At 43.8% G+C, this 21,066-nt stretch carries 17 protein-coding genes, 1 tRNA gene and 2 pseudogenes; 14 read left to right on the top strand and 6 right to left on the bottom strand.

The features are described from left to right. Nucleotides 1-177 precede the first annotated feature (177 nt). Both rraB and B853_RS13045 read left to right on the top strand, forming a co-directional pair. Nucleotides 178-594, top strand: a complete 417-nt coding sequence (gene rraB, locus B853_RS13050; protein WP_005432867.1) for a ribonuclease E inhibitor RraB — start codon at nt 178-180, stop codon at nt 592-594. A 150-nt stretch (nt 595-744) separates the two neighbouring features. Continuing rightward, nucleotides 745-1,545, top strand: a complete 801-nt coding sequence (locus tag B853_RS13045; RefSeq protein ID WP_017187889.1) for a glycosyl hydrolase 2 galactose-binding domain-containing protein — start codon at nt 745-747, stop codon at nt 1,543-1,545. 16 nt (nt 1,546-1,561) lie between these two features. Here B853_RS13045 and B853_RS13040 read toward each other — a convergent pair whose 3' ends face one another. From B853_RS13040 to pepA, 5 genes and pseudogenes are all read right to left on the bottom strand, one after another. After that, nucleotides 1,562-2,467, bottom strand: a complete 906-nt coding sequence (locus tag B853_RS13040) for a bifunctional helix-turn-helix transcriptional regulator/GNAT family N-acetyltransferase (protein ID WP_081641177.1) — start codon at nt 2,465-2,467, stop codon at nt 1,562-1,564. Nucleotides 2,468-2,582: 115 nt separating this feature from the next. After that, on the bottom strand, nt 2,583-2,981 hold the full coding sequence (locus tag B853_RS13035) for a DUF2061 domain-containing protein (RefSeq protein WP_038884572.1): 399 nt from the start codon (nt 2,979-2,981) through the stop codon (nt 2,583-2,585). Between the two features lie 226 nt (nt 2,982-3,207). After that, nucleotides 3,208-6,065, bottom strand: a pseudogene (locus B853_RS13030) (valine--tRNA ligase). A gap of 94 nt (nt 6,066-6,159) precedes the next feature. Continuing rightward, a complete protein-coding gene (locus B853_RS13025) occupies nt 6,160-6,609 on the bottom strand; it encodes a DNA polymerase III subunit chi (protein WP_010450386.1) in 450 nt (149 codons plus the stop codon). A 115-nt stretch (nt 6,610-6,724) separates the two neighbouring features. Further along, nucleotides 6,725-8,233, bottom strand: coding sequence for a leucyl aminopeptidase (gene pepA, locus B853_RS13020; RefSeq protein ID WP_010450385.1), 1,509 nt, complete (start codon nt 8,231-8,233; stop codon nt 6,725-6,727). 200 nt (nt 8,234-8,433) lie between these two features. Here pepA and lptF point away from each other — a divergent pair, with 200 nt between their 5' ends. Next, entirely contained in the window at nt 8,434-9,534 is a 1,101-nt protein-coding gene (lptF, locus tag B853_RS13015; RefSeq protein WP_038884569.1) for an LPS export ABC transporter permease LptF, read from the top strand. A 3-nt stretch (nt 9,535-9,537) separates the two neighbouring features. Continuing rightward, on the top strand, nt 9,538-10,608 hold the full coding sequence (gene lptG, locus B853_RS13010; RefSeq protein ID WP_010450382.1) for an LPS export ABC transporter permease LptG: 1,071 nt from the start codon (nt 9,538-9,540) through the stop codon (nt 10,606-10,608). Between the two features lie 73 nt (nt 10,609-10,681). Here the strand turns inward: lptG and B853_RS13005 are convergent, their stop codons facing one another. Beyond that, nucleotides 10,682-11,161: an RDD family protein gene (locus B853_RS13005; protein ID WP_038884568.1), complete on the bottom strand. Its 480-nt coding sequence runs from the start codon at nt 11,159-11,161 to the stop codon at nt 10,682-10,684. A 236-nt stretch (nt 11,162-11,397) separates the two neighbouring features. On the opposite strand from B853_RS13005, the gene B853_RS13000 reads away from it, so the two are divergent. The 10 genes and pseudogenes from B853_RS13000 (at nt 11,398) to B853_RS12955 (ending at nt 20,545) form a co-directional block, all read left to right on the top strand. Then, nucleotides 11,398-12,063, top strand: coding sequence for an SDR family NAD(P)-dependent oxidoreductase (locus B853_RS13000; protein WP_038884566.1), 666 nt, complete (start codon nt 11,398-11,400; stop codon nt 12,061-12,063). A 157-nt stretch (nt 12,064-12,220) separates the two neighbouring features. Then, a tRNA-Leu gene (locus B853_RS12995) sits at nt 12,221-12,305 on the top strand. A gap of 385 nt (nt 12,306-12,690) precedes the next feature. Then, on the top strand, nt 12,691-13,485 hold the full coding sequence (locus B853_RS12990; protein ID WP_038884564.1) for a hypothetical protein: 795 nt from the start codon (nt 12,691-12,693) through the stop codon (nt 13,483-13,485). A gap of 404 nt (nt 13,486-13,889) precedes the next feature. Continuing rightward, nucleotides 13,890-14,195 carry a PTS sugar transporter subunit IIB gene (locus tag B853_RS12985; protein WP_038884563.1) on the top strand — a complete coding sequence of 102 codons (306 nt, stop codon included), beginning with the start codon at nt 13,890-13,892 and terminating at the stop codon, nt 14,193-14,195. A gap of 88 nt (nt 14,196-14,283) precedes the next feature. Continuing rightward, nucleotides 14,284-15,618: a PTS sugar transporter subunit IIC gene (locus tag B853_RS12980; protein WP_038884561.1), complete on the top strand. Its 1,335-nt coding sequence runs from the start codon at nt 14,284-14,286 to the stop codon at nt 15,616-15,618. A gap of 47 nt (nt 15,619-15,665) precedes the next feature. Continuing rightward, nucleotides 15,666-15,977, top strand: a complete 312-nt coding sequence (locus B853_RS12975) for a PTS lactose/cellobiose transporter subunit IIA (protein ID WP_005441971.1) — start codon at nt 15,666-15,668, stop codon at nt 15,975-15,977. Between the two features lie 10 nt (nt 15,978-15,987). Then, a complete protein-coding gene (locus tag B853_RS12970) occupies nt 15,988-17,310 on the top strand; it encodes a 6-phospho-beta-glucosidase (RefSeq protein WP_038884559.1) in 1,323 nt (440 codons plus the stop codon). 17 nt (nt 17,311-17,327) lie between these two features. Further along, complete coding sequence (gene chbG, locus B853_RS12965; protein ID WP_038884556.1) at nt 17,328-18,083, top strand: chitin disaccharide deacetylase; 756 nt, start codon at nt 17,328-17,330, stop codon at nt 18,081-18,083. Nucleotides 18,084-18,186: 103 nt separating this feature from the next. Then, complete coding sequence (locus B853_RS12960) at nt 18,187-19,185, top strand: LacI family DNA-binding transcriptional regulator (protein WP_038884554.1); 999 nt, start codon at nt 18,187-18,189, stop codon at nt 19,183-19,185. 107 nt (nt 19,186-19,292) lie between these two features. Continuing rightward, nucleotides 19,293-20,545: pseudogene (locus B853_RS12955) on the top strand (cyclic di-GMP phosphodiesterase). Nucleotides 20,546-21,066: the final 521 nt, after the last annotated feature.

Genomic DNA, 21,066 nt, shown 5'->3' with positions numbered 1-21,066 from the left:
AATTTTTTGTTTCTGTGAGCGGGGTTTAGATTTGCGAGTCAAAATTATCATCAAGAATCACCGTAGTTTGGTGTTTGTTTGTGGCTTTTCATCGCAATCCGTGCCATATTTCACCGCATTAACGTACTCAGTTTAGAGTATAGTGTTTCCATCAAGTAACTAATCTGGAGCCAAAACATGTCTCACGAAGATGAATATCTATCAGTAGAAGAATTAATTGAGATTCAAAAGGAAGAGACTCGCGATATCATTGCAGCATTGCTAGAAGATGGCAGCGATCCAGATTCACTATACGAAATCGAGCACCACCTATTTGCTGAAGACTTTGACACACTAGAGAAAGCGGTTGTTGAAGCGTTTAAGATGGGCTTTGAAGTTCTTGAAGCTGAAGAAACAGAAGATGAAGATGGCAACAAACTACTTTGCTGTGATGCAACAATGGAATCTGCACTAAACGCAGAAGCAATTGATGCACAGGTTGAGAAATTGGTTCATCTTGCAGAAAAATACGACATCATCTACGACGGTTGGGGTACTTACTACGAAGGCGAAGATGCGCTTTACCCTGAAGAAGATGATGAAGACGAAGAGTAATCAGCTCATTTATATTAAGAAGCCAGCGTTTATCGCTGGTTTTTTTGTGCCCTGAAAATGATAACTGCAGGTAACGATAAATAATTCTCATTGAGTTTGTGTGCTTATTATCTCTATAATGCGTGAAAATTGATCTAGCTCAAGGTAACTATGCAACTCTCACTCGCCGGCTTATGGCAAGTCTCTCCACTGACGGACCTTTCTATCCCACAGGATGACATCACTTTCCCTGCGCCTTTGAGTCAGGTATTGCCTGCTGAGCTGACAGAAGAAGCAATTCGTCAGCAAGAGTGGCACCTGATGCATGACATCGAAGTGGATGAATCCATGATGGCATTCCCAGCGGTAGAAATGGTGTTGGGTGGTGTGGATTACCATGCTGAAGTGCGTTTAAACGGAGTTGCATTGTTCGACTGTGATGGCTCACAAAGCGTGTACAAAAAAGATATTCGCCCATTTATGCAGATGGGGCGTAACCGTTTTGAGATTCTATTCCTTGAGGAAGAAGAAGATCTTCTACTCGATGAAGATAAGCCAGAGTTGTGCTCACTTGCGGATCATGAATACCAAAAGAGTGATGAGCGCTTAGGGGTATGGCAAGAGCCTTATCTCCAGTTCATTCGCAATGTGCGTTTAGACCGTGTGGCAACCGAACAGATTTGGCACCACGGTGGTGGTTGTGAGTTTAAAGTAGACTTGTACTATCAAACTTTTGCGCCGGGTCTAGTATCGGCATCGGTTAAGTTTAATGGCATGACTTACCATATTCCTATTGATGTCCGAGCGGATCATGCGAGTGCTTTATTCCAGATCGAAGCGCCAAAGTATGCCGATCTTAACGATCCCGATCCAAAAGATCTCTACGAACTCGTGGTGGAGTTGGATGGGCAACGCCAAGCATTTACAGTGGCGCTTAGCCAAGAGCTCTGTGTTACCCATCTTGTACTTTAAGTTTGGGGATAAAATTCTATAACGTTTTAAGCATCACGACTTCACATGCATCATGCCCTGTTTGTCCTAGCGGGGCATCTAGATGCTCAAAGCCCAGCTTTTCGTACAAACCTACCGCCTCTCTTAGACATTCGGTCGTTTCCAAATAGCACTGCTGATATCCAAACTGTTTCGCCAGTTGTAAGCTCAATGCGACAATGCGCTTGGCTAAACCGTGTCCTCGCGTTTGAGGTAAGAAGTACATCTTTTGCAGCTCACACACATTTGGCTCACCAGCTAAAGGTGCAAAGCCGCCGCCACCCACAATCTCGCCTTGGTATTCGACCACCCAATAAGCCGCACCTTGTTGGTCGTAAACCGAGTACATGTCATCCAGTGTTGGATCAGCCACACCATAACCTTTGTCTGCGGTTAAACCGTATTCTGCAGAGACTTTACGAATTACGTCTGCAACTTGCGAGTTATCTGCTTTGGTAAGAGGTCGAAGAACGTATTCCTCTGCCTGACACACTTTTGTTAGCCCTTTTAGGTAGGCCTCTAGACCAAGTTTGAGTTGCTCTTGCTCGCTGTCATCGAGTTGGGTAAGCAGTTGTTCAAAGAAGCGGTTTTGTTGTTGGTCTAGTTGCGATAATGCCTGCTGACCTTGTTCTGTAAGCCCTGCGAGTTGGCTGCGTTTGTCTTTTGGGTTTTCGATACTCTCAACCAGACCTAATTTGATCAGCCCGGTAACGGTTCGGCTTGCATTGGATTTGTCGACATTAAGCTGCTGTGCCAGTTGATTGATGGTCAACGGCTGCAATTGGATTTCACCTAACGCGTGCGCTTGCACTGGAGTGAGCGCGACATCGCCGCATTGTTTATCGAGCAGACCAAGCAATCGGACGGCTTGGCGGGAATAGTGTCGGAGTTGACGAGCGTTCATTATCACTTACCCTTAAAAATAAAGTTGCGCACCGCAATTAAATTAATTGCGGTGCGCAACTTTGTCAATGGTAAATGTCATTTTGCTTGTTAGGAGGCGTATTGAGCTTCCATGTTTAAGCGTGTTGGTGTAGGCAAAATTGTGGGGCTTGACTATCTGATTTACGCATCCACACTTTCTCGTGGAAGTAGTAAGCCACAGTGTTCAAGCTAGGCTCTAGCATCGCCATAATACCGCCGACAAACGCATCACCTGTTAGCAAGTAAACCACGGTAAAAGCAACACTGAAGTGGATAGTGGCAAAGCTTGCGGTTTTTAATTTGGTCATCCACTGACGAGCTTTAAGCGCTGGGACTTTTGCCCATGCCTTTTCATGAAAGTAGAAAGCGACGGTGTTCACTGAAGGCTCAATCATGGCAATTAAACTACCAATTAGAATGTCGCCAGTAAGCACGTAAGCGACACTAAACGCGATAGTAAAATGGAGTGCTGCAAAGGTTAGTGTCTTTTTCATGATAATTACTCAATCGTTGTGTTGTTTCGATAGGTCTATTATTGAGAATTATTATCATTAAATCTAATGGGCAGTTAAGATTAGTTTGATAGGTAAAAACTATTAAATAGGAGGGAGACTAGGGGAGAAGAGTGAATATCTTTGAAAGCTTTCCGAGTGATAAAATGCAAAAAGGGTTGATGCTTTCACACCAACCCTTTGATTCTTTTATTCTAGCCTTTAGCGATTAAAGTGCAGCGATCGTTGTCTTCTGCTCTTCTAGCTTAGCTAGTGTCTCTTTGTAGCCTTCAAGCTTCTCACGCTCTTTAGCAACAACCGCTTCAGGCGCTTTCGCTACGAAGCCTTCGTTACCTAGTTTGCCTTCGATACGCTTGATTTCGCCGTGAGTCTTCTTGATTTCGCCATCTAGACGAGCAAGCTCTGCATCTTTGTCGATCAGACCTGCCATTGGGATCATCAGCTCAGACTTAGCAACCAATGCTGTCGCACACGCTGGCGTTTCTTCGTCAGCAGCAAGTACGCGTACAGATTCTAGTTTCGCTAGAGACATCAGTACTTGTTTGTTTGCTTCTAGACGAGCTGCGTCTTCTGCGTTTGCAGCTTTCAGCATAACGTCAAGCGGCTTACCTGGGTTGATGTCGTATTCAGCACGTAGGTTACGGATACTTGTAATGAACGCTTTCACCCATTCAATATCGTCTAGCGCTTCTTGGTTGAAGTTTGCTTCGTCGAATTGAGGCAGTGCTTGAAGCATGATTGTCTCACCTTCTACACCTTCAACTAGTGGCTTGATGCTTTGCCAGATAGTTTCAGTGATGTAAGGAATCACTGGGTGAGCTAGACGTAGAGTCTTCTCAAGAACCGTGATTAGTGTACGGCGAGTACCACGCTGTTGCGCTTCTGTACCTTTCCATAGAACTGGTTTAGTTAGCTCTAGGTACCAGTCACAGAATTGGTTCCAGATGAATTCGTAAAGCGTGTTAGACGCCATATCTAGACGGAAGTTGTCGATATGGTTGTTGAACGCTTTCGCCGCTAGTTCAAACTGAGACTCGATCCACTTGTCCGCTAGTGAGTATTCAATCTCACCACCGTTGAAGCCACAATCTTGCTCTTCTGTGTTCATCATTACGTAACGGCTTGCGTTCCATAGTTTGTTACAGAAGTTACGGTAACCTTCAAGACGCTTCATATCCCAGTTGATATCGCGACCTGTTGATGCCATTGCTGCAAGAGTGAAACGTAGTGCGTCTGTACCGTATGCTTCGATACCGTTTTCAAACGTCTTGCGAGTGTTCTTCTCGATCTTCTTCGCTAGCTGAGGCTGCATCATGTTGCCACAACGCTTCTCTACTAGAGACTCTAGGTCGATACCATCGATCATGTCGATTGGGTCAAGTACGTTACCTTTCGACTTAGACATCTTGTCGCCGTTTTCGTCACGGATTAGACCAGTAACGTAAACCGTCTTAAATGGTACTTGTGGTTTGCCGTTTTCGTCTTTCACGAAGTGCATGGTCATCATGATCATGCGTGCAACCCAGAAGAAGATGATGTCGAAACCAGTCACTAGTACGTCTGAAGGGTGGAATACTTTCAGATCGTCAGTTTGCTCTGGCCAACCTTGAGTACCGAACGTCCATAGTGCAGAAGAGAACCATGTATCCAGTACGTCTTCGTCTTGGTGAAGTTCAATAACTGACTCTAGGTTGTTGTTCTTACGAACTTCTTCTTCGTCACGACCTACGTAAACATTACCTTGGTTGTCGTACCAAGCTGGGATGCGGTGACCCCACCATAGCTGACGAGAGATACACCAGTCTTGAACGTCACGCATCCAAGAGAAGTACATGTTTTCGTATTGCTTAGGAACGAATTGGATGTCGCCGTTTTCTACTGCTTCAACCGCTGTTTTCGCTAGAGGTGCAGTACGTACGTACCATTGGTCAGTTAGCATTGGTTCGATAACCACGCCACCACGGTCGCCGTAAGGAACTTGTAGATCGTGATCTTTCACTTCTTCAAGTAGACCTAGCTCGTCGAATTCAGCAACGATAGCTTTACGAGCAGCAAAACGCTCCATACCGTGGTACTTAGCTGGTAGCTCAGTGCTGTATGCGTCGCTTGCTTCGCCGTTAGTGTTGAATACTTCAGAAGCGTCACGGATGTTCGCGTCGAAAGTCAGAATGTTGATCATTGGTAGCTGGTGGCGCTTACCAACTTCGTAGTCGTTGAAGTCGTGCGCAGGTGTGATTTTCACACAGCCAGTACCTTTTTCCATATCTGCGTGCTCATCGCCCACGATTGGGATGCGACGATCAACAATAGGAAGGATGATTTCTTTACCGATAAGATCTTTGTAACGTGGATCTTCTGGGTTAACCGCAACACCAGTATCGCCTAGCATGGTCTCTGGACGAGTGGTTGCAACAACGATGTAGTCTTTGCCATCCGCTGTTTTAACGCCATCCGCTAGTGGGTAGCGGAAGTGCACATGTTGCCTTTGGTGTCTTTGTTCTCTACTTCTAGATCTGAAATCGCTGTGTGTAATTTTGGATCCCAGTTAACTAGACGCTTACCGCGGTAGATTAGGTCGTCTTCGTATAGACGTACGAACACTTCTTGAACCGCGTTAGATAGACCATCGTCCATCGTAAAGCGCTCACGATCCCAGTCTACAGATGCGCCAAGACGACGAAGCTGCTTAGTGATAGTACCGCCAGATTCGCCTTTCCATTCCCAGATTTTGTCGATGAAAGCTTCACGACCGTAATCGTGTTTTGTTTTGCCTTCTTCTGCAGCGATCTTACGCTCAACAACCATCTGAGTTGCGATACCTGCGTGGTCAGTACCTACTTGCCAAAGAGTGTTCTTGCCCTTCATGCGCTCACAACGGATAAGAGTATCCATGATCGTGTCTTGGAACGCGTGGCCCATATGTAGGCTACCAGTGACGTTCGGTGGCGGGATCATGATGCTGTAAGCTTCTTTAGTAGTGTCACCGTGTGGCTTGAAGTAGCCTTTTTCTTCCCAAGTCTGATACAGAGCTTGTTCGATTGAAGTTGGGTTGTATGTCTTTTCCATAGCGCTCTTTTAATGGATACGTTGATGGTTGAATCTAAGTCAATCTTTATAAGTGAACTCTCTGAGTGGAGAGCTTAACTATAAGGATTGACCGTTAAGGATATTGAATTTCGATCGTTTGCAGTTGATAACCTGCCTGACGGTAAATTTTATACCTTTCTCTTGCGAGCTGTTTAGCTTTTTCTTCGCAAGGCACGAAGTCTACCACTTGAGCAAACTTGTTCGCAAAGGTTGTCTCATTTTCCGCCAAATTAATTACTAACTGACGATTCCAATTCGGCTTTACGCCGTTATGGCCGATCTCAATATTGGTGGCGTATTTCGGTCCTTCGCCTACGAGATTATGTGCCATGAACTTATCTGCATCAATTTGCCAAAAGGTTTCGGCGAGTTGTTCAGCGTGCGGTTTATCTTCGCAATTCAAGTACACTTTTGCGCCTTGGCGAGCAAAGTGCTGAGCCAAAAACACGATGTATTCTTCAAAGCCAGCCACGGTTGCTTGCGGGCTATCTTCTTTAATGATGTAGAAAGTTGCAGTTTGCATCATTCTCTCACTTGCCGTTGGTCTCATCCTAAGACCATCATAAGTCCCATTTTCAATTAAGAAAATCGAGGTAATAAAAAAGGGCCTTGCGGCCCTTTGAGATTTTGTTCAGAAATTACTCTTCTGTCTCTTGGCCGCTGCGGTTCAAAAGGAATTGGACAAGCATTGAGACAGGACGGCCCGTTGAGCCTTTCGCTGCGCCTGATTTCCACGCAGTACCTGCGATATCGACGTGTGCCCAGTTGTACTTCTTAGCAAACTTAGACAGGAAGCAACCCGCAGTGATAGTGCCAGCAGGACGACCACCGATATTTGCCATGTCAGCAAATGGGCTCTTCAACTGCTCGTGGTATTCGTCTGCCATTGGTAGACGCCAAGCACGGTCACTCGCTTGCTCAGAAGCGTTTACTAGCTCATGAGAAAGTGGGTTGTGGTTAGAGATTACGCCGCTGATATGGTGGCCTAGTGCGATAACACAAGCACCAGTTAGCGTTGCAACGTCAACTACGCAGTCTGGTTCGAAACGCTCTACGTAAGTCAGTGCGTCACAAAGAACAAGACGACCTTCCGCATCCGTGTTCAGTACTTCTACGGTTTGACCAGACATGGTTGTTAGGATGTCACCAGGACGGTAAGCGTTGCTGCCAGGCATGTTTTCACAGCCTGCTAGGACACCAATAACGTTGATTGGTAGGTTTAGCTTCGCTAGCGCTTTCATTGTACCGAATACAGATGCCGCACCACACATGTCGTACTTCATCTCATCCATACCTTCACCAGGTTTGAGAGAGATACCGCCTGAATCGAACGTCAGACCTTTACCAACTAGTACGATAGGTTTTGCTTCTGACTCTGGGTTACCTTTGTATTCGATGATAGACATCATTGATTCGTTTTTCGAACCACGACCTACTGCTAGGTAAGATGTCATGCCCAGTTTTTCCATCTCTTGTTCACCAATGATCTTGGTGGTTACTGTTTCGTAGTCGTCAGCAAGGCGACGAGCTTGAGATGCAAGGTAAGCTGGGTTTGCAACGTTTGGTGGCATGTTGCCAAGATCTTTTGATGCTTTTACACCAGAAGAAATGGCTAGACCGTGAGTGATTGCTTTCTCACCTAGGTTCAGTTCACGACGTGTCGGTACGTTGAACACTAACTTACGTAGTGGACGACGAGTTTCCGGCTTAACGCTCTTGAACTGGTTAAATGTGTAAAGACCATCTTTAGTCGCTTCAACAGCTTGACGTACTTTCCAGTACGTATCGCGACCTTTAACGTGCAGTTCAGTTAGGAAACATACTGCTTCCATAGAACCTGTTTCATTAAGTGTGCTGATCGTCTTTTGAATGATTTCCTTGTACTGGCGCTCGCCTAGCTCACGTTCTTTACCACAACCTACGAGTAGAACGCGCTCTGACAAAACACCTGGTACTTGATGCAGTAGCAGCATCTGACCAGGTTTACCCTCTAGATCACCACGGCGAAGTAGTGAACTGATGTAACCGTCACTGATTTTATCAAGTTGCTCGGCTACTGGAGAAAGGCGACGTGGTTCAAACACACCAACAACGATACATGCGCTACGTTGTTTCTCTGGACTGCCACTTTTAACACTGAACTCCATGCGTACTCCTACATCCTGAAGACAAATTGCTCTAAATGTTAGATAATGATCGCTTACTTGTTGAATTTAAGCTCAGGTCTTACCAATAGAGCTGATTTAAGCGCTAACATCTAGTTTATAATTTTTAAAAAAATAAATGGTTCAACGGGAAACTATAGTGATTCGACCAAAAAAACAAGTTTTGTATAGGTAATTTGAGCGTGATTATTGTTAGATATTTGATCCGCGAAACACTCAAGAGTCAATTTGCGATCTTTTTCGTACTTTTTTTGGTGTTTGTGAGCCAGAAGTTTATCAGTGTTCTTGCCGATGCTTCAGACGGAGACATCCCAGCAGGATTAATTTTTTCTATTGTTGGCTTAAACATGCCAGCGATGGGGTTATTAATGCTGCCTTTGAGTTTGTATATCGGCATATTGATCACTTTTGGCCGCTTATACGCAGAGAGTGAAATTGTGGTAATGAATGCGACGGGGATTGGGAATAAATTTTTGATCCAGGCCGCCTTGTCTTTAGCTGTCATTACGTCAAGCGTTGCTGCTTTTAACTCGTTGTGGTTGTCCCCTTGGTCTCAAGACAAAGTAGAGTCTCTCCTAGAACAAGTTGCTTCTGAAAATAGCGTTGATTTGCTCAAGAAAGGACAATTCCAAGGTACACCTGATGGGTCTTCAGTTGTTTTTATTGATGATATAAGAGACAACGAGCTTAAGCATGTGTTCGTGGCTCAAATGCGTCCAAGAGACTCGATCTTACCAAGCGTGATTTTTTCGACCTCAGGGGTTGTGAAAGAGCTATCAGATGGCCGTCAGGTTATTACAATGCAAGATGGGACGCGTTATGAAGGCGTGCCAACTCGTGTTGAGTATATGGTAACAAAGTTTGATGAGTACGAAGGCCTAATCGGTCAGAGGGAAGTAAAACACAAAGGTCGAGATTGGGAGGCCTTTGCTACAGTAGATTTGATTGGTCATCCTAGTCGCCATGCCCAAGCCGAATTGCAATGGCGTATTTCGCTATTTGTATGTATTCCACTTTTGACCATGTTAGTCATTCCCTTGTCTGCGGTGAACCCACGTCAGGGGCGATTTGCCAAAATGGGTCCAGCTATATTGATTTACCTAGCTTACTTCTTAGCTATGAGTGCAACAAAGTCGGCAATTGAGGATGGCTCTTTACCTACATATGTTGGTATGTGGCCCATTAATATAATGCTACTTATAGTCGCTGTTATGGCAAACATGATGGACAGTGTGCCTGTCAGAAAAGTTAAAGATAAATTCCGCAAGAAGAGGCTCGTGTAAGCTGTGTTTAAAATTCTAGACCTTTACATAGGTAGAACAATTATTTCTACAACAGCCTTGGTTTTAGCGACCTTCGTTGGCCTCTCAGGGATAATCAAATACGTAGAACAATTGCGAAAAGTAGGAAAGGGTGCTTATGACTTACTTCATGCATTGTATTTTGTCCTACTAAGTGTGCCTAGAGACATTGAAATGTTTTTCCCTATGGCAGCTTTATTGGGGGCATTGATTGGTTTAGGTATGCTGGCATCAAGTTCTGAACTGGTTGTTATGCAAGCATCGGGTTTCTCTAAGTTGGATATCGGTCTATCGGTGCTTAAAACTGCGGTGCCATTGATGCTTATCGTGATGACGCTCGGTCAGTGGGGAGCCCCTGAAGCTCAGAAAATGGCACGAGACTTACGCTCATTTGCGCTGTCTGGAGGGAGTATTGTCTCTGTACGAGCCGGCGTATGGGCAAAAGATGCGAATGACTTCATCTTTATCGGTAAAGTCGAAGATGAAAAGCTGTACGGCTTGAATATGTGGCGTTTTGATGACGATAAGAATCTTGAAAAAGTGATCTTTTCTGAAGAAGTTGATTATCAAAATAACAATAATTGGCTAATGCACAATGTTCAAGTTACTGATATGCAGAATGAAAATGTCATTTCTAAGCGTCAAGTGGAACAGATGGAGTGGCATACCTCATTGGCGCCAGACAAACTGGCAGTCGTAACGGTGAAGCCCGAAGAGCTCTCTCTAAGTGGTTTGTATGATTACGTAACGTATTTGAAAGCCTCAGAGCAGGACGCCTCGCGGTATGAGTTGGCATTTTGGCGTAAGTTATCTCAGCCGCTGTCTATTGCAGTTATGATGCTGATGGCGTTGTCGTTTGTCTTTGGACCGTTACGTAGTGTTACCATGGGCGCAAGGGTACTCTCAGGCGTGGTAGCGGGTTTTACTTTCTATATATCCAGTGAGTTCTTTGGACCACTTACCTTGGTATATGGCATACCGCCTGTATTCGGCGCACTAGCGCCAAGCTTGGTGTTCCTAGCCATTGCAGTATCTTTGCTAAGAAGAAAACTGTAGGTTTTCAAAAGCGATAAATATGAAAAAGGAAGGCACCGTGCCTTCCTTTTTTTATTCTACTTTTGCCACTAAGCTATTTTGCTTTAGGCAAGACCACGACTTCCGTTTTTGCCCAAATATCGTGGAAACCACGTTTTTGAGGGTCAATTGGCACCGTTAGGTTAGCCAGACCAAAACCAGATGTCGCTATACGAATAAGAGCCTGTGTCACTGTAATTGGTGCACCATCTTTGCTATTACGTACTTGTATCTTCCAAGCTCGCATACCTAAGGTTTGCCCCGCACGAGTCCAGAAGAACACAAAAAAGTAGATCCATACCACAGCAAGATACAGCGTGAACAATGGGCTTAATACCGGATGCTTTCCTAGCATATCTGCTGCATCCACATATTCTCCATAGCTCAGCAATCCTGCCGCGTTCAGCGCAAAGACAATCGCCATTACTACACCTGCCGCCATCATCTCAATCGCAAGGATAATCAGCGTGTCGTAAAACAACGCTGCGAGTCGACGGAAAAAAAACGCTGGTGGAAGAGTTGTAGAAGTAGTCATAATTCCATTACTTACCTTTAAAATCGTGCGTCAGAATATAGATTCCGTCCGCCGGTGAAAAGAGAGCTAACGCACAGAGTCTCTAATTGTAAACAAATCACGTGTTCAAAATGACTTTATCGTGACTCACAAAGTAACCCAGTTCAAAGTTCGTATCATACAAACTGTGAAACCGTCAAACATGCGTTACCTTGCTTAGTAAAGAAGATTACGAATGACATAGTTAGAGGTGCAAGATGATCGTAATTACAGGCGCAAGCAGTGGCTTAGGAGCTCAACTGGCCAAATTGTATGATGCTCAAGGTAAAGAAACCCTGCTAACAGGTCGTAGTGAAGAGAAGTTAGATACGCTGGCTCAACATCTCTCAAACAAAGCTCAGACGAGAAGCTGTGATCTTATCGACGCATATCAAGTTGAGCGTTTGTTTGATGAGTTACCTCAAACGCCCTCGACTCTGATTCATTGTGCTGGAAGTGGTTATTTTGGTTTGTTAGCAGAGCAAGACCCGCAAGAGATTAAAAAGCTAATTGAAAATAATCTCACTTCGGCGATTCATGTCCTGAGAGAGTTAGTAAAGCGCTATCAAGATCAACCAATCAGCGTCGTGATGGTGATGTCTACAGCTGCACAGTTACCAAAGGCACAAGAATCGACTTATTGCGCAGTGAAGTGGGCAGTAAAAGGTTTAATTGAGTCCGTTCGTATGGAGCTAAAAGGCAAACCGATGAAGATTATCGCCGTTTATCCTGGCGGTATGGCAACGGAGTTTTGGGAGACTAGTGGCAAATCACTAGATACTAGCGGTTTTATGAGTGCAGGTGATGCAGCGACGATGATTCATGATGCACTCTCTAGCGTTGGCAATGGTTATGTTTCGGATATTACCGTTAACCGCTTATAAGGGCTGAGCAGTTTGTAGGGTTAGCTAAGCTAAGATCTTCTTTGTCACACTTTGTGGCGAAATTATCAGCAAACGATAGTTATTAAAGGTTTTTCTGCTTGCGTAGGTCAAAAGCTTCCGTATAATGCCAACCATCAAAGGGCGATAGCCTAGAGATGCCGGTGTGGTGAAATTGGTATACACGACGGATTCAAAATCCGTTGCCTTCGGGCGTGGCGGTTCAAGTCCGCCCACCGGTACCATATTCCAAGACAGAGCCTCGACGAAAGTCGGGGCTTTGTTGTATCTGGAGTTTGTGAATTCAAACCCAGTGTGACGTCAGGAGTGCCTGCCCAGTTAAGTCACCCGCTGATACCATACGTAGAAAGGTCGCTCTTGTAGCGGCCTTTCGTCGTTTTAGGCGTTTGGAAATGGTGGAAGAAAGGATAGCGTTGCCTTCGCGGTGACAGCAGGCGCCTTGTTCGGTTGAATGCCCCCTAATTGTTCGTCCATCAGAACCATATTGCAAAGGTGACTTTTGTGTTAGTACTGGTATTTGTTGATTCGAATCATATTACTTTATAAATCATACAATTATCATTAAAGAATAAATAAAAAGTATAGTTAACTAATAAATGTGGTTGTTTTATGAATGGTAAGTATTTAGCAGTGTTTGCGTCTGGCGTTGTTGTATTGGCTGGTTGTGGAGGAGGAGATGGTGGATCAGCACCAACGACTGTTGGTGGGGATGAGTTTGCTAGCCTTGTTAAGGAAACAAACTTTGTGCAAGGTTTCCCTAGTTTATACAGTGATTATCTAGATGGCCAAAAATTGGTTCAGAATGGAACGGTAAGGTTTGATACGACTAACCAGATACCGCTTTACTATGTTTCTTTAGAAGGAACACAGCCACCAACTGCCGTCGTTGAAGCCGTAAACCAAATCGAAAGCCGCTTGGGGAATATTTTTACTGATTTTCACCTTCTGACAGATGATCTCAGTGGCTACAGAGATCTCTCTTTTCCCACTGAGAACCGCGGGAATTATACGTATAGCGAAGCAAGCTTTAAAAACGCTCATGGGATTATTGGGGGCTTAGTTTTTTCCCAAGGAACCGCATACTATAGTACTGAGTGGGCGAACGATCCGCAGGAAATGTGTGGGAATGCATCGATAGGGCCATATACCGGTAATTTGAGTTTGGTGGTTAATCCTGCAACACATACTTATAGTGCTAGTTCTTTATTGTGGGTGAATATGGGAAATGGGCAGTGCAGCTGGGATTACCAAATGGCCAAGCATGAGATGGCGCACGCAATGGGGATGTTCTCCCACCTTGATGGTTACTTTGGGCTTTGGAGTGAAACCGCAATGGACATTCTAGCAACGCTATACAGCAACTCTGCTGGTACGCCTTTTAATGAATTACAGAAAGCGAACTAAATTTACCCATAGTAAAATCTGCTAGGACTATCATAGTCAGTAATGTAGAGCCAAAGGTCATAGAGTTAATTCTGTCATCTTTGGCTTTTTTTATCACATAACTAAATCATTCTTTAGCTTAAAGTTTATTGGCAGTTTAAATAAAAATCTAATGATGATTAATTCCTTTTTATACTCCGATATAAATTACTATTTAATAGATAATCTTTGCCAAAATTCTTATTGAACTCAGTTTTCTTACTCGATAAAGATGAAGTTGAATTTCGTTAAATAATGAAATGATACTCTTTTTATATTGAAAATGGGATCTTGTTCATACTCAATGCAACCGGTTGCGCTTTTTTGTGTTGGTTATTTTTGCTACAGTTTTTGTAGGTTGAAATTTACACAACGGGAGTAAGGCCATGAAAAAAATTCTTTTATGCTGCAGCGCAGGGATGTCGACCAGTATGCTTGTAAAGAAAATGGAGCAAGCTGCTGAAGAGCAAGGGCTTGAGTGCAAGATTGATGCGTTATCGGTAAATGCATTTGATGAAGCGATCAAAGAGTACGATGTGTGTTTGCTTGGTCCTCAAGTGCGATTCCAACTAGAAGAATTGCGTAAAACTGCACAAGAGCACGGCAAAAATATTGATGCTATTTCTCCACAAGCTTATGGAATGATGAAAGGGGAAGAAGTATTACAACAAGCATTAGAACTGATTAACTAATTCAATAACTTTAAATAGAAATAAGAATACCCACTAAATATAAATATTTGGTGCGGGATTCTTTTGTCTAAAAATAAGGATGGACTCTATGAAGCTTTATGATGCGATTATAGGAATAGTCGAAAAGCATATAGCCCCTATTGCGGCAAAAGTGGGAAATCAACCCCATGTTAGAGCAATGAGAGACGGATTTATTGTGGCAATGCCGTTTATTATTGTTGGTAGTTTTATCTTAATTTTTGCTTTCCCACCATTTGCTGAAGACACCACATTTACACTCGGGCGAGTTTGGTTAGACTTCGCCACCACACATTTCGACACCATTATGATGCCCTTTAATATGTCGATGGGGATCATGACTATATTTGTCTCGCTTGGGGTCGCCTATAGCTTGGCCAAAGCGTACAAAATGGATGGGATCACCAGCGCGGTATTATCACTGATGAGCTTCCTTTTGGTTGCTGCTCCAGCTAAAGATGGAGCACTAGCGATGAAGCACATGGGCGGTACCGGAATCTTTACCGCGGTAATGTGTGCTTTCTTTGCGGTTGAGCTTTACCGCTTTATGAAAAAGCACAACATTACGATCCGCATGCCAGAGCAAGTACCACCTGCAATCGCTCGTTCTTTCGAGGTCCTTTTGCCAGTACTCGCTATATTCCTAACCTTGTATCCACTAAGTATTTTTGTTCAAACTCAATATGACATGCTGATCCCTGATGCGGTTATGGCGATGTTCAAACCACTGATCAGTGCATCGAATACCTTACCTGCAATCATTGGTGCATTGCTGGTGTGTCAGCTACTTTGGTTTGCTGGTATTCACGGTGCGGCGATTGTAGTTGGTCTTCTATCGCCAATCTTCCTTACCAACATCAGCGCTAACATCGATGCGTTTGTTGCGGGTCAGCCAATTCCAAACGTATTCACCCAACCATTCTGGGATTTCTATATCTTTATTGGTGGTTCGGGCGCAACACTTGCGCTAGTGATGCTGATGTCATTTAGCCGTTCCGCGCACCTTAAGAGTATCGGCCGAATGAGTGCTGTGCCGGGTTTCTTCCAAATCAATGAACCTGTGATTTTTGGTAGCCCAGTAGTAATGAACCCAATCCTGTTTATTCCCTTTGTATTTGCGCCAATCGTTAACGCAACTATTGCTTACTTTGCAGTACAGCTTGGCTTTGTGGGAATGGGGGTTGCGACCACACCTTGGACAACACCTGCATTGATTGGTGCTTCATGGGGTAGTGGTTGGACGTTCTCACCAGTGCTGTTGGTGATTGGCCTACTGATTCTTGACCTCTTTATTTATCTGCCGTTCTTCAAGATGTTTGAGAAGCAGGTGATGGAACAAGAGTTACCTACGAGCAAAGAAAATAAGGATGCTGAACAGCCATCTGGCGAAGGCGTGACTGCTTAATAGTAATTGGGCTGTCACATGGCAGCCCATGTTTCTGGAGAGAAGAGATGGAACAAGAATTAGTCGTAATGGAAATTATCTGTAATGCAGGTGAAGCCAGAAGTTTGAGCTATGAGGCATTGCGTTTATCGAGAGAGAAGGATTTTGTTGCCGCAGAGGAAAAGCTTTCTCAAGCAAGAGAGTGCATCAACAAAGCCCACCTGATTCAAACCCAACTAATTGAAGAAGATCAGGGTGAAGGAAAAGTGCCAATGACCTTGGTGATGGTACACGCTCAAGATCATTTGATGACGACAATCTTAGCGCAAGAAATGGCAGTGGAAATTGTCGCGTTGAATAAGCAGTTAGCAGAAAAATAAGGACGTCGCTATGCCAAGAAATGCAATCAAACTCGCCATTATCGGTGGTGGTAGTAGTTATACCCCAGAGCTTGTTGAAGGCGTAATAAAACGTTTAGAGTTCTTGCCTGTAAAGCAGATGCATTTTGTTGATATTGAATCGGGGGCGGAGAAGTTAGAGATCATTAAAGGCTTGGCACAACGCATGGTTGACAAGGCGGGAGCAGATATTGAAATCAAAGCGAGCTTCGATCGCCGAGATGCGATTAAAGACGCCGATTTTGTCATGACCCAATTCCGTGTTGGTGGCTTGGCTGCACGAGCGAATGATGAGCGCATTCCGATTAAATATGACGTTATAGGCCAAGAAACAACAGGGCCTGGTGGTTTTGCCAAAGCGCTGCGTACCATCCCGGTTATTCTTGATATTTGTAAAGACATTGAAGAGCTAGCGCCTAATGCGTGGATGCTCAACTTTACTAACCCTGCGGGTTTGGTATCAGAAGCTGTCAGTAAACACACCAACGTAAAGAACATTGGATTGTGTAACGTTCCGGTGTCTATGGAAATGATGATTGCTGAAATGATGGATTGCGAGCCGAAAGAGCTTCAACTTGAGTTTGCAGGTTTAAATCATCTTGTTTGGGTATTGAAAGCGTGGCTTAAAGGCGAAGATATTACTCAAACCGTTCTGGAAAAAGTTGGGGATGGCGCCAACTTCAGTATGAAGAATATCTGGGAAGAGCCGTGGGATCCGGCATTTCTTAAAGCGCTTGGAGCCATTCCTTGTCCTTATCATCGCTATTTCTATCAAACCGATGCGATGCTAGCAGAAGAAAAGCAGAGTGCAGGGGAGCAAGGCACGCGAGCAGAGCAAGTAATGGAGACGGAGAGTGCGTTATTTAAGCTGTATCAAGACCCGAACCTAGACCACAAACCAAAAGAGTTGGAAGAGCGAGGCGGTGCCTATTACTCAGATGCGTCATTAAACCTCGTCGACTCAATTTATAACAACCGTAACAGCATTCATGTAGTGAACGTGTTAAACAATGGGGCTATCAATGGTTTACCAGATGACGCTGTGATTGAGTGTAGTGCTGTGATCGGCAGTTGGGGAGCGAAGCCGCTTGCGGTTGGTGAACTATCAAGCAATGTCAAAGGCCTGCTTCATCAAGTTAAAGCTTATGAGCAACTCGCTATCGAAGCTGCAGTTGAAGGAAGCTACGACAAAGCATTAATGGCGTTAACCAATAACCCACTTGTTCCAGATATTGGTCGAGCCAAATCCATATTGGATGAGATCTTAGCAGTGAATGCTCCTTATCTGCCTCAATTCAAATTAACAACGTTGTAGAGCGAGGAGACACGCCAATGAAAGTAATTTTTAATGCCGATGATTTTGGTTTAACACCCGGTGTGAATAAAGGCATTGTCAAAGCCCACCAACAAGGTGTAGTTCGTTCAACCACTATGATGGTGGGAATGGATGCTGAAGAACATGCTGTGGAATTGGCAAAGCAAAATCCGAACTTAAAGATTGGCGTGCACCTTCGTTTTACCACAGGCTCTCCGTTAACAGGGAATCCAAACCTGACCAATGGCCAGGCGCGATTTGTTAGTTATGATGAATTGTGGAAGAAACAGGACTTAGAAGAAGAGGTGGTCTACCAAGAGGCAATCGCTCAAGTCGAGGCATTTCTAAAATTGGGATTGTCTCTGAGTCATTTAGATAGCCATCATCATGCGCATACGCACCCACAACTGCTTCCGGTGATTCGAAAGGTTGCTCAGAAATACAAAGTCCCTTTGCGTGGTAGCGGTTTGTGCCACATAGAGAACAGAGTGAATTATTACTTTACTGATGAATTCTATGATCAAGGGGTTAGTTTAGAAGGCATCATGAAGCATTTGTTGAGTTTGAAAGCCCAATATGATGTGGTTGAAGTTATGTGCCATCCAGCTGAAGCTGATCAGCCTCTTCTGCTGAAAAGCGGTTACGCCTTGCAGCGTGAGTTGGAACTTCAAGTGCTGACTTCTTCGATTCTTCAACAAGAGCTCACTAAGCATGGTATGACTGTCACGGATTACTCGGCTCTTATTTCTCCAAGCAAAGTCGCCAGTGTATGATTAAGGCTGTCAGCATCGCCCCCTAAGCACCTTACGATTTGCTGGCAGCCACTTTTCGTATTGTCACCATTATTAAAACAAGCTGTTGGGATATATAAGCATTATGGCAAGGATTAAAGACGTCGCCGAACTAGCAGGAGTAAACCGTTCAACCGTTTCTCGCATTATTAATGGGGAGGGGAAGTTTCGTGAGGAAACAAGGAAGAAAGTTGAAGCTGCTATGGCGGAGCTAAACTATCGTCCTAGTGCAATCGCTCGCTCACTTGCCACCTCTTCTAGCAATATGGTCGGTCTTCTTGTGACCTACTACACCGGGGGATTCTTTGGTGAGATGATGGAACAAGTTCAGACTGAACTGGACACTCACAAGAAGTTCCTCATTACAGCGCAAGGACATCATTCAGCCGAAGGTGAGCGAGAGGCTATTCAACGATTTAGTGACCTTCGCTGCGATGGGTATGTTCTCCATAGCCGTTATCTTTCTGATGATGACTTACGTGAACTGGCTAAATTACCGACCCCCTTTGTGCTTTTAGATCGTCAAGTTGATGGTTTGGAAGATAGGTGTGTTACGTTCGATCATTTGAATGCAAGTCAAGTAGCGACTGAGCATCTGATAAAGCAAGGGCACAAGAAGATTGGTTGCATATCTGGTCCTTCAAGTCGTCACAATAGTCTATTGCGTAGATTCGGTTACATAAACGCAATGAAAACGGCGGGTATAAGCGTGGATGACAGCTGGTGGGTCGAGGGTAATTATGGCCGTCAAAGTGGCTTTGATGCAATGGAACAACTTATCTATCGTCATCCTGATATTACCGCAGTGTTTTCTTGCAGTGAGGAAATGACCTTTGGCGCAATGCAATACTTAAATAAAGAAGGGATAAAAGTACCAGATCAAATTTCATTGGTTAGTTTTGATAGCGTAGATCTTTGTGCAGGTTTGTATCCACCAGTATCAGCAGTTCACTTTCCTATCAGTGAAATGGCCCGCTCGGCAGTGCAGGCTCTTATGACTCAAATCACCCAACAAGCGAAAACGCGTTGCTGCCACTTTTCCGGTGAACTTAAATTAAGACAAGCAGATAGAGCATTCTTATAGATATTTTCTTACACAAAGCGCTCCAATCAGTGGCAGCTATGGATGATTTAATTTACAAAATCCACTACTATTAAAAATCCTAGTTAGGTTAATTCGTTGTTTTAAAAGTGGCTAGTATCAAAATTACAGTGGATCGTATTCAACCTGGCTTCATATTCGCCTTCCTTTAAAGTGGAATGAGCATCCATTTCTTCTTAATAGCTTTAAGATCAAAGACCAAGAACAAGTCGAAATGATTCGTCATTTGGGCGTAAAGTTTGTATATCTCAATCTCTCACAAAGTGATGCAGAGCCTCTTCCTGTAAACAGTGAAATAAAACAAGAAGTGGTCAATGAGAGCTCTATTGATGAGGAAACAAAAAAGCTATGGCAAGAAAAGCAAAAGCGAATTGAAAAGCTGAGTGCTTACCGTCGTAGAGTTATCCAATGTGAAAAAGAGTTTGAGCGCTCGCTGGCAAGAATGCGATCAGTGATGACGAAAATACGTAACCGACCAATAGACGCTGTCGATGAAGCTGTGTTGTTGGTGGATGATATCGTCGAGAAACTGATGTGCGACGATAACGTAACTTTGCATCTTATGAATGGCAAAAATGAGTTTGAGGATATTTACTTTCATTCTCTTAACGTAGCAGTTATCTCAATGATGATCGGTAAAGCAAAAGGTTTTAATGCTCAACAGCTGAAGGAGTTATCTTTTGCTGCACTGTTTCATGACATGGGGAAAATCAAAATCCCCACTGCTATTTTGAGAAAACAAACACCGTTGACAGAACCAGAGTGTAACTATTTAAAGCTGCATACTAAATATGGAGTTGACTTAGCTAAGAACATTGCAGCATTCCCAGAAAGCGCAAAGCGTGTAATCGCGCAGCACCATGAGGTAGCAGATGGTTCAGGTTACCCTGAAGGGCTAAAGGGGAGCGAAATAGATCCTTATACCCAAGTAGTATCTGTCGCAAATGCGTTTGACAATTTGTGTCATAACCCGATTGCGTCAGAGCAAAAGATTCCTTACACCGCACTCTCTCATCTATATAAGAATTGCAAGCACCTTTATGATAACGATAACTTGAATATCTTAATCAAGTTCATGGGTGTTTTCCCTCCTGGAACAGTTGTGCAGCTATCTAACAACATGGTCGGGTTAGTTATCTCGGTTAATAGTTCGAACTTACTTTGCCCAAATGTTCTCATTTATGATCCCGAAGTGCCAAGAACGCAAGCACCCATAATTGACTTGGCGGCTAAAGACTTAAAAATTGTTAATGCAATTCATCCATCGAAGTTACCTGATAAAATCAAAGAGTACCTTAACCCAAGATCTCGTATTTCATATTTCTTCGATAGTGATGATTAACCAATTATCCACAGAAAATTGTGGATAAGATGTACAAAAGATGAGTCGTTCCTTGGGGTAATGTGGGTTCTGGGCGAAAAGCATCCAGTTGGCATGTTTTTTAGAAAAAAATGCGCTTTTGCTATTGCCAAAAATGTCCGCTTCTCTATAATGCGCATCCATCGACACGGCAGAAGCGATAAGGCTTCAGCAGGGTCGAAGAGGTAAATAGCTTCTGAGAAAATAAATTGAAAAAGTGTTTGACACTCTCAATTATCTCTTTAGAATTCACCTCCGCTTTGAGAGAAAAACTTCTCGATAAGCAAGCTCTTTAAAAATATAGACCTATCAATCTGTGTGGGCACTCGTTGATGATAATCCAATTAGATACTTCGGTATCAAATTAGGTTTCAATGAAACGAAGTGACCATTGAATCGAAAGATTCAGCACAGTCAATTCAAACATTACTTATGTAATGTTCAGTATTCATTGAGCCGAACAAAATCTTAAATTGAAGAGTTTGATCATGGCTCAGATTGAA

Source organism: Vibrio rotiferianus CAIM 577 = LMG 21460 (assembly GCF_002741985.1).
Lineage (GTDB): Bacteria > Pseudomonadota > Gammaproteobacteria > Enterobacterales > Vibrionaceae > Vibrio > Vibrio rotiferianus.
Note: the sequence above shows the minus strand (reverse complement) of the source record. Positions and strands in the feature narration are given on the sequence as shown.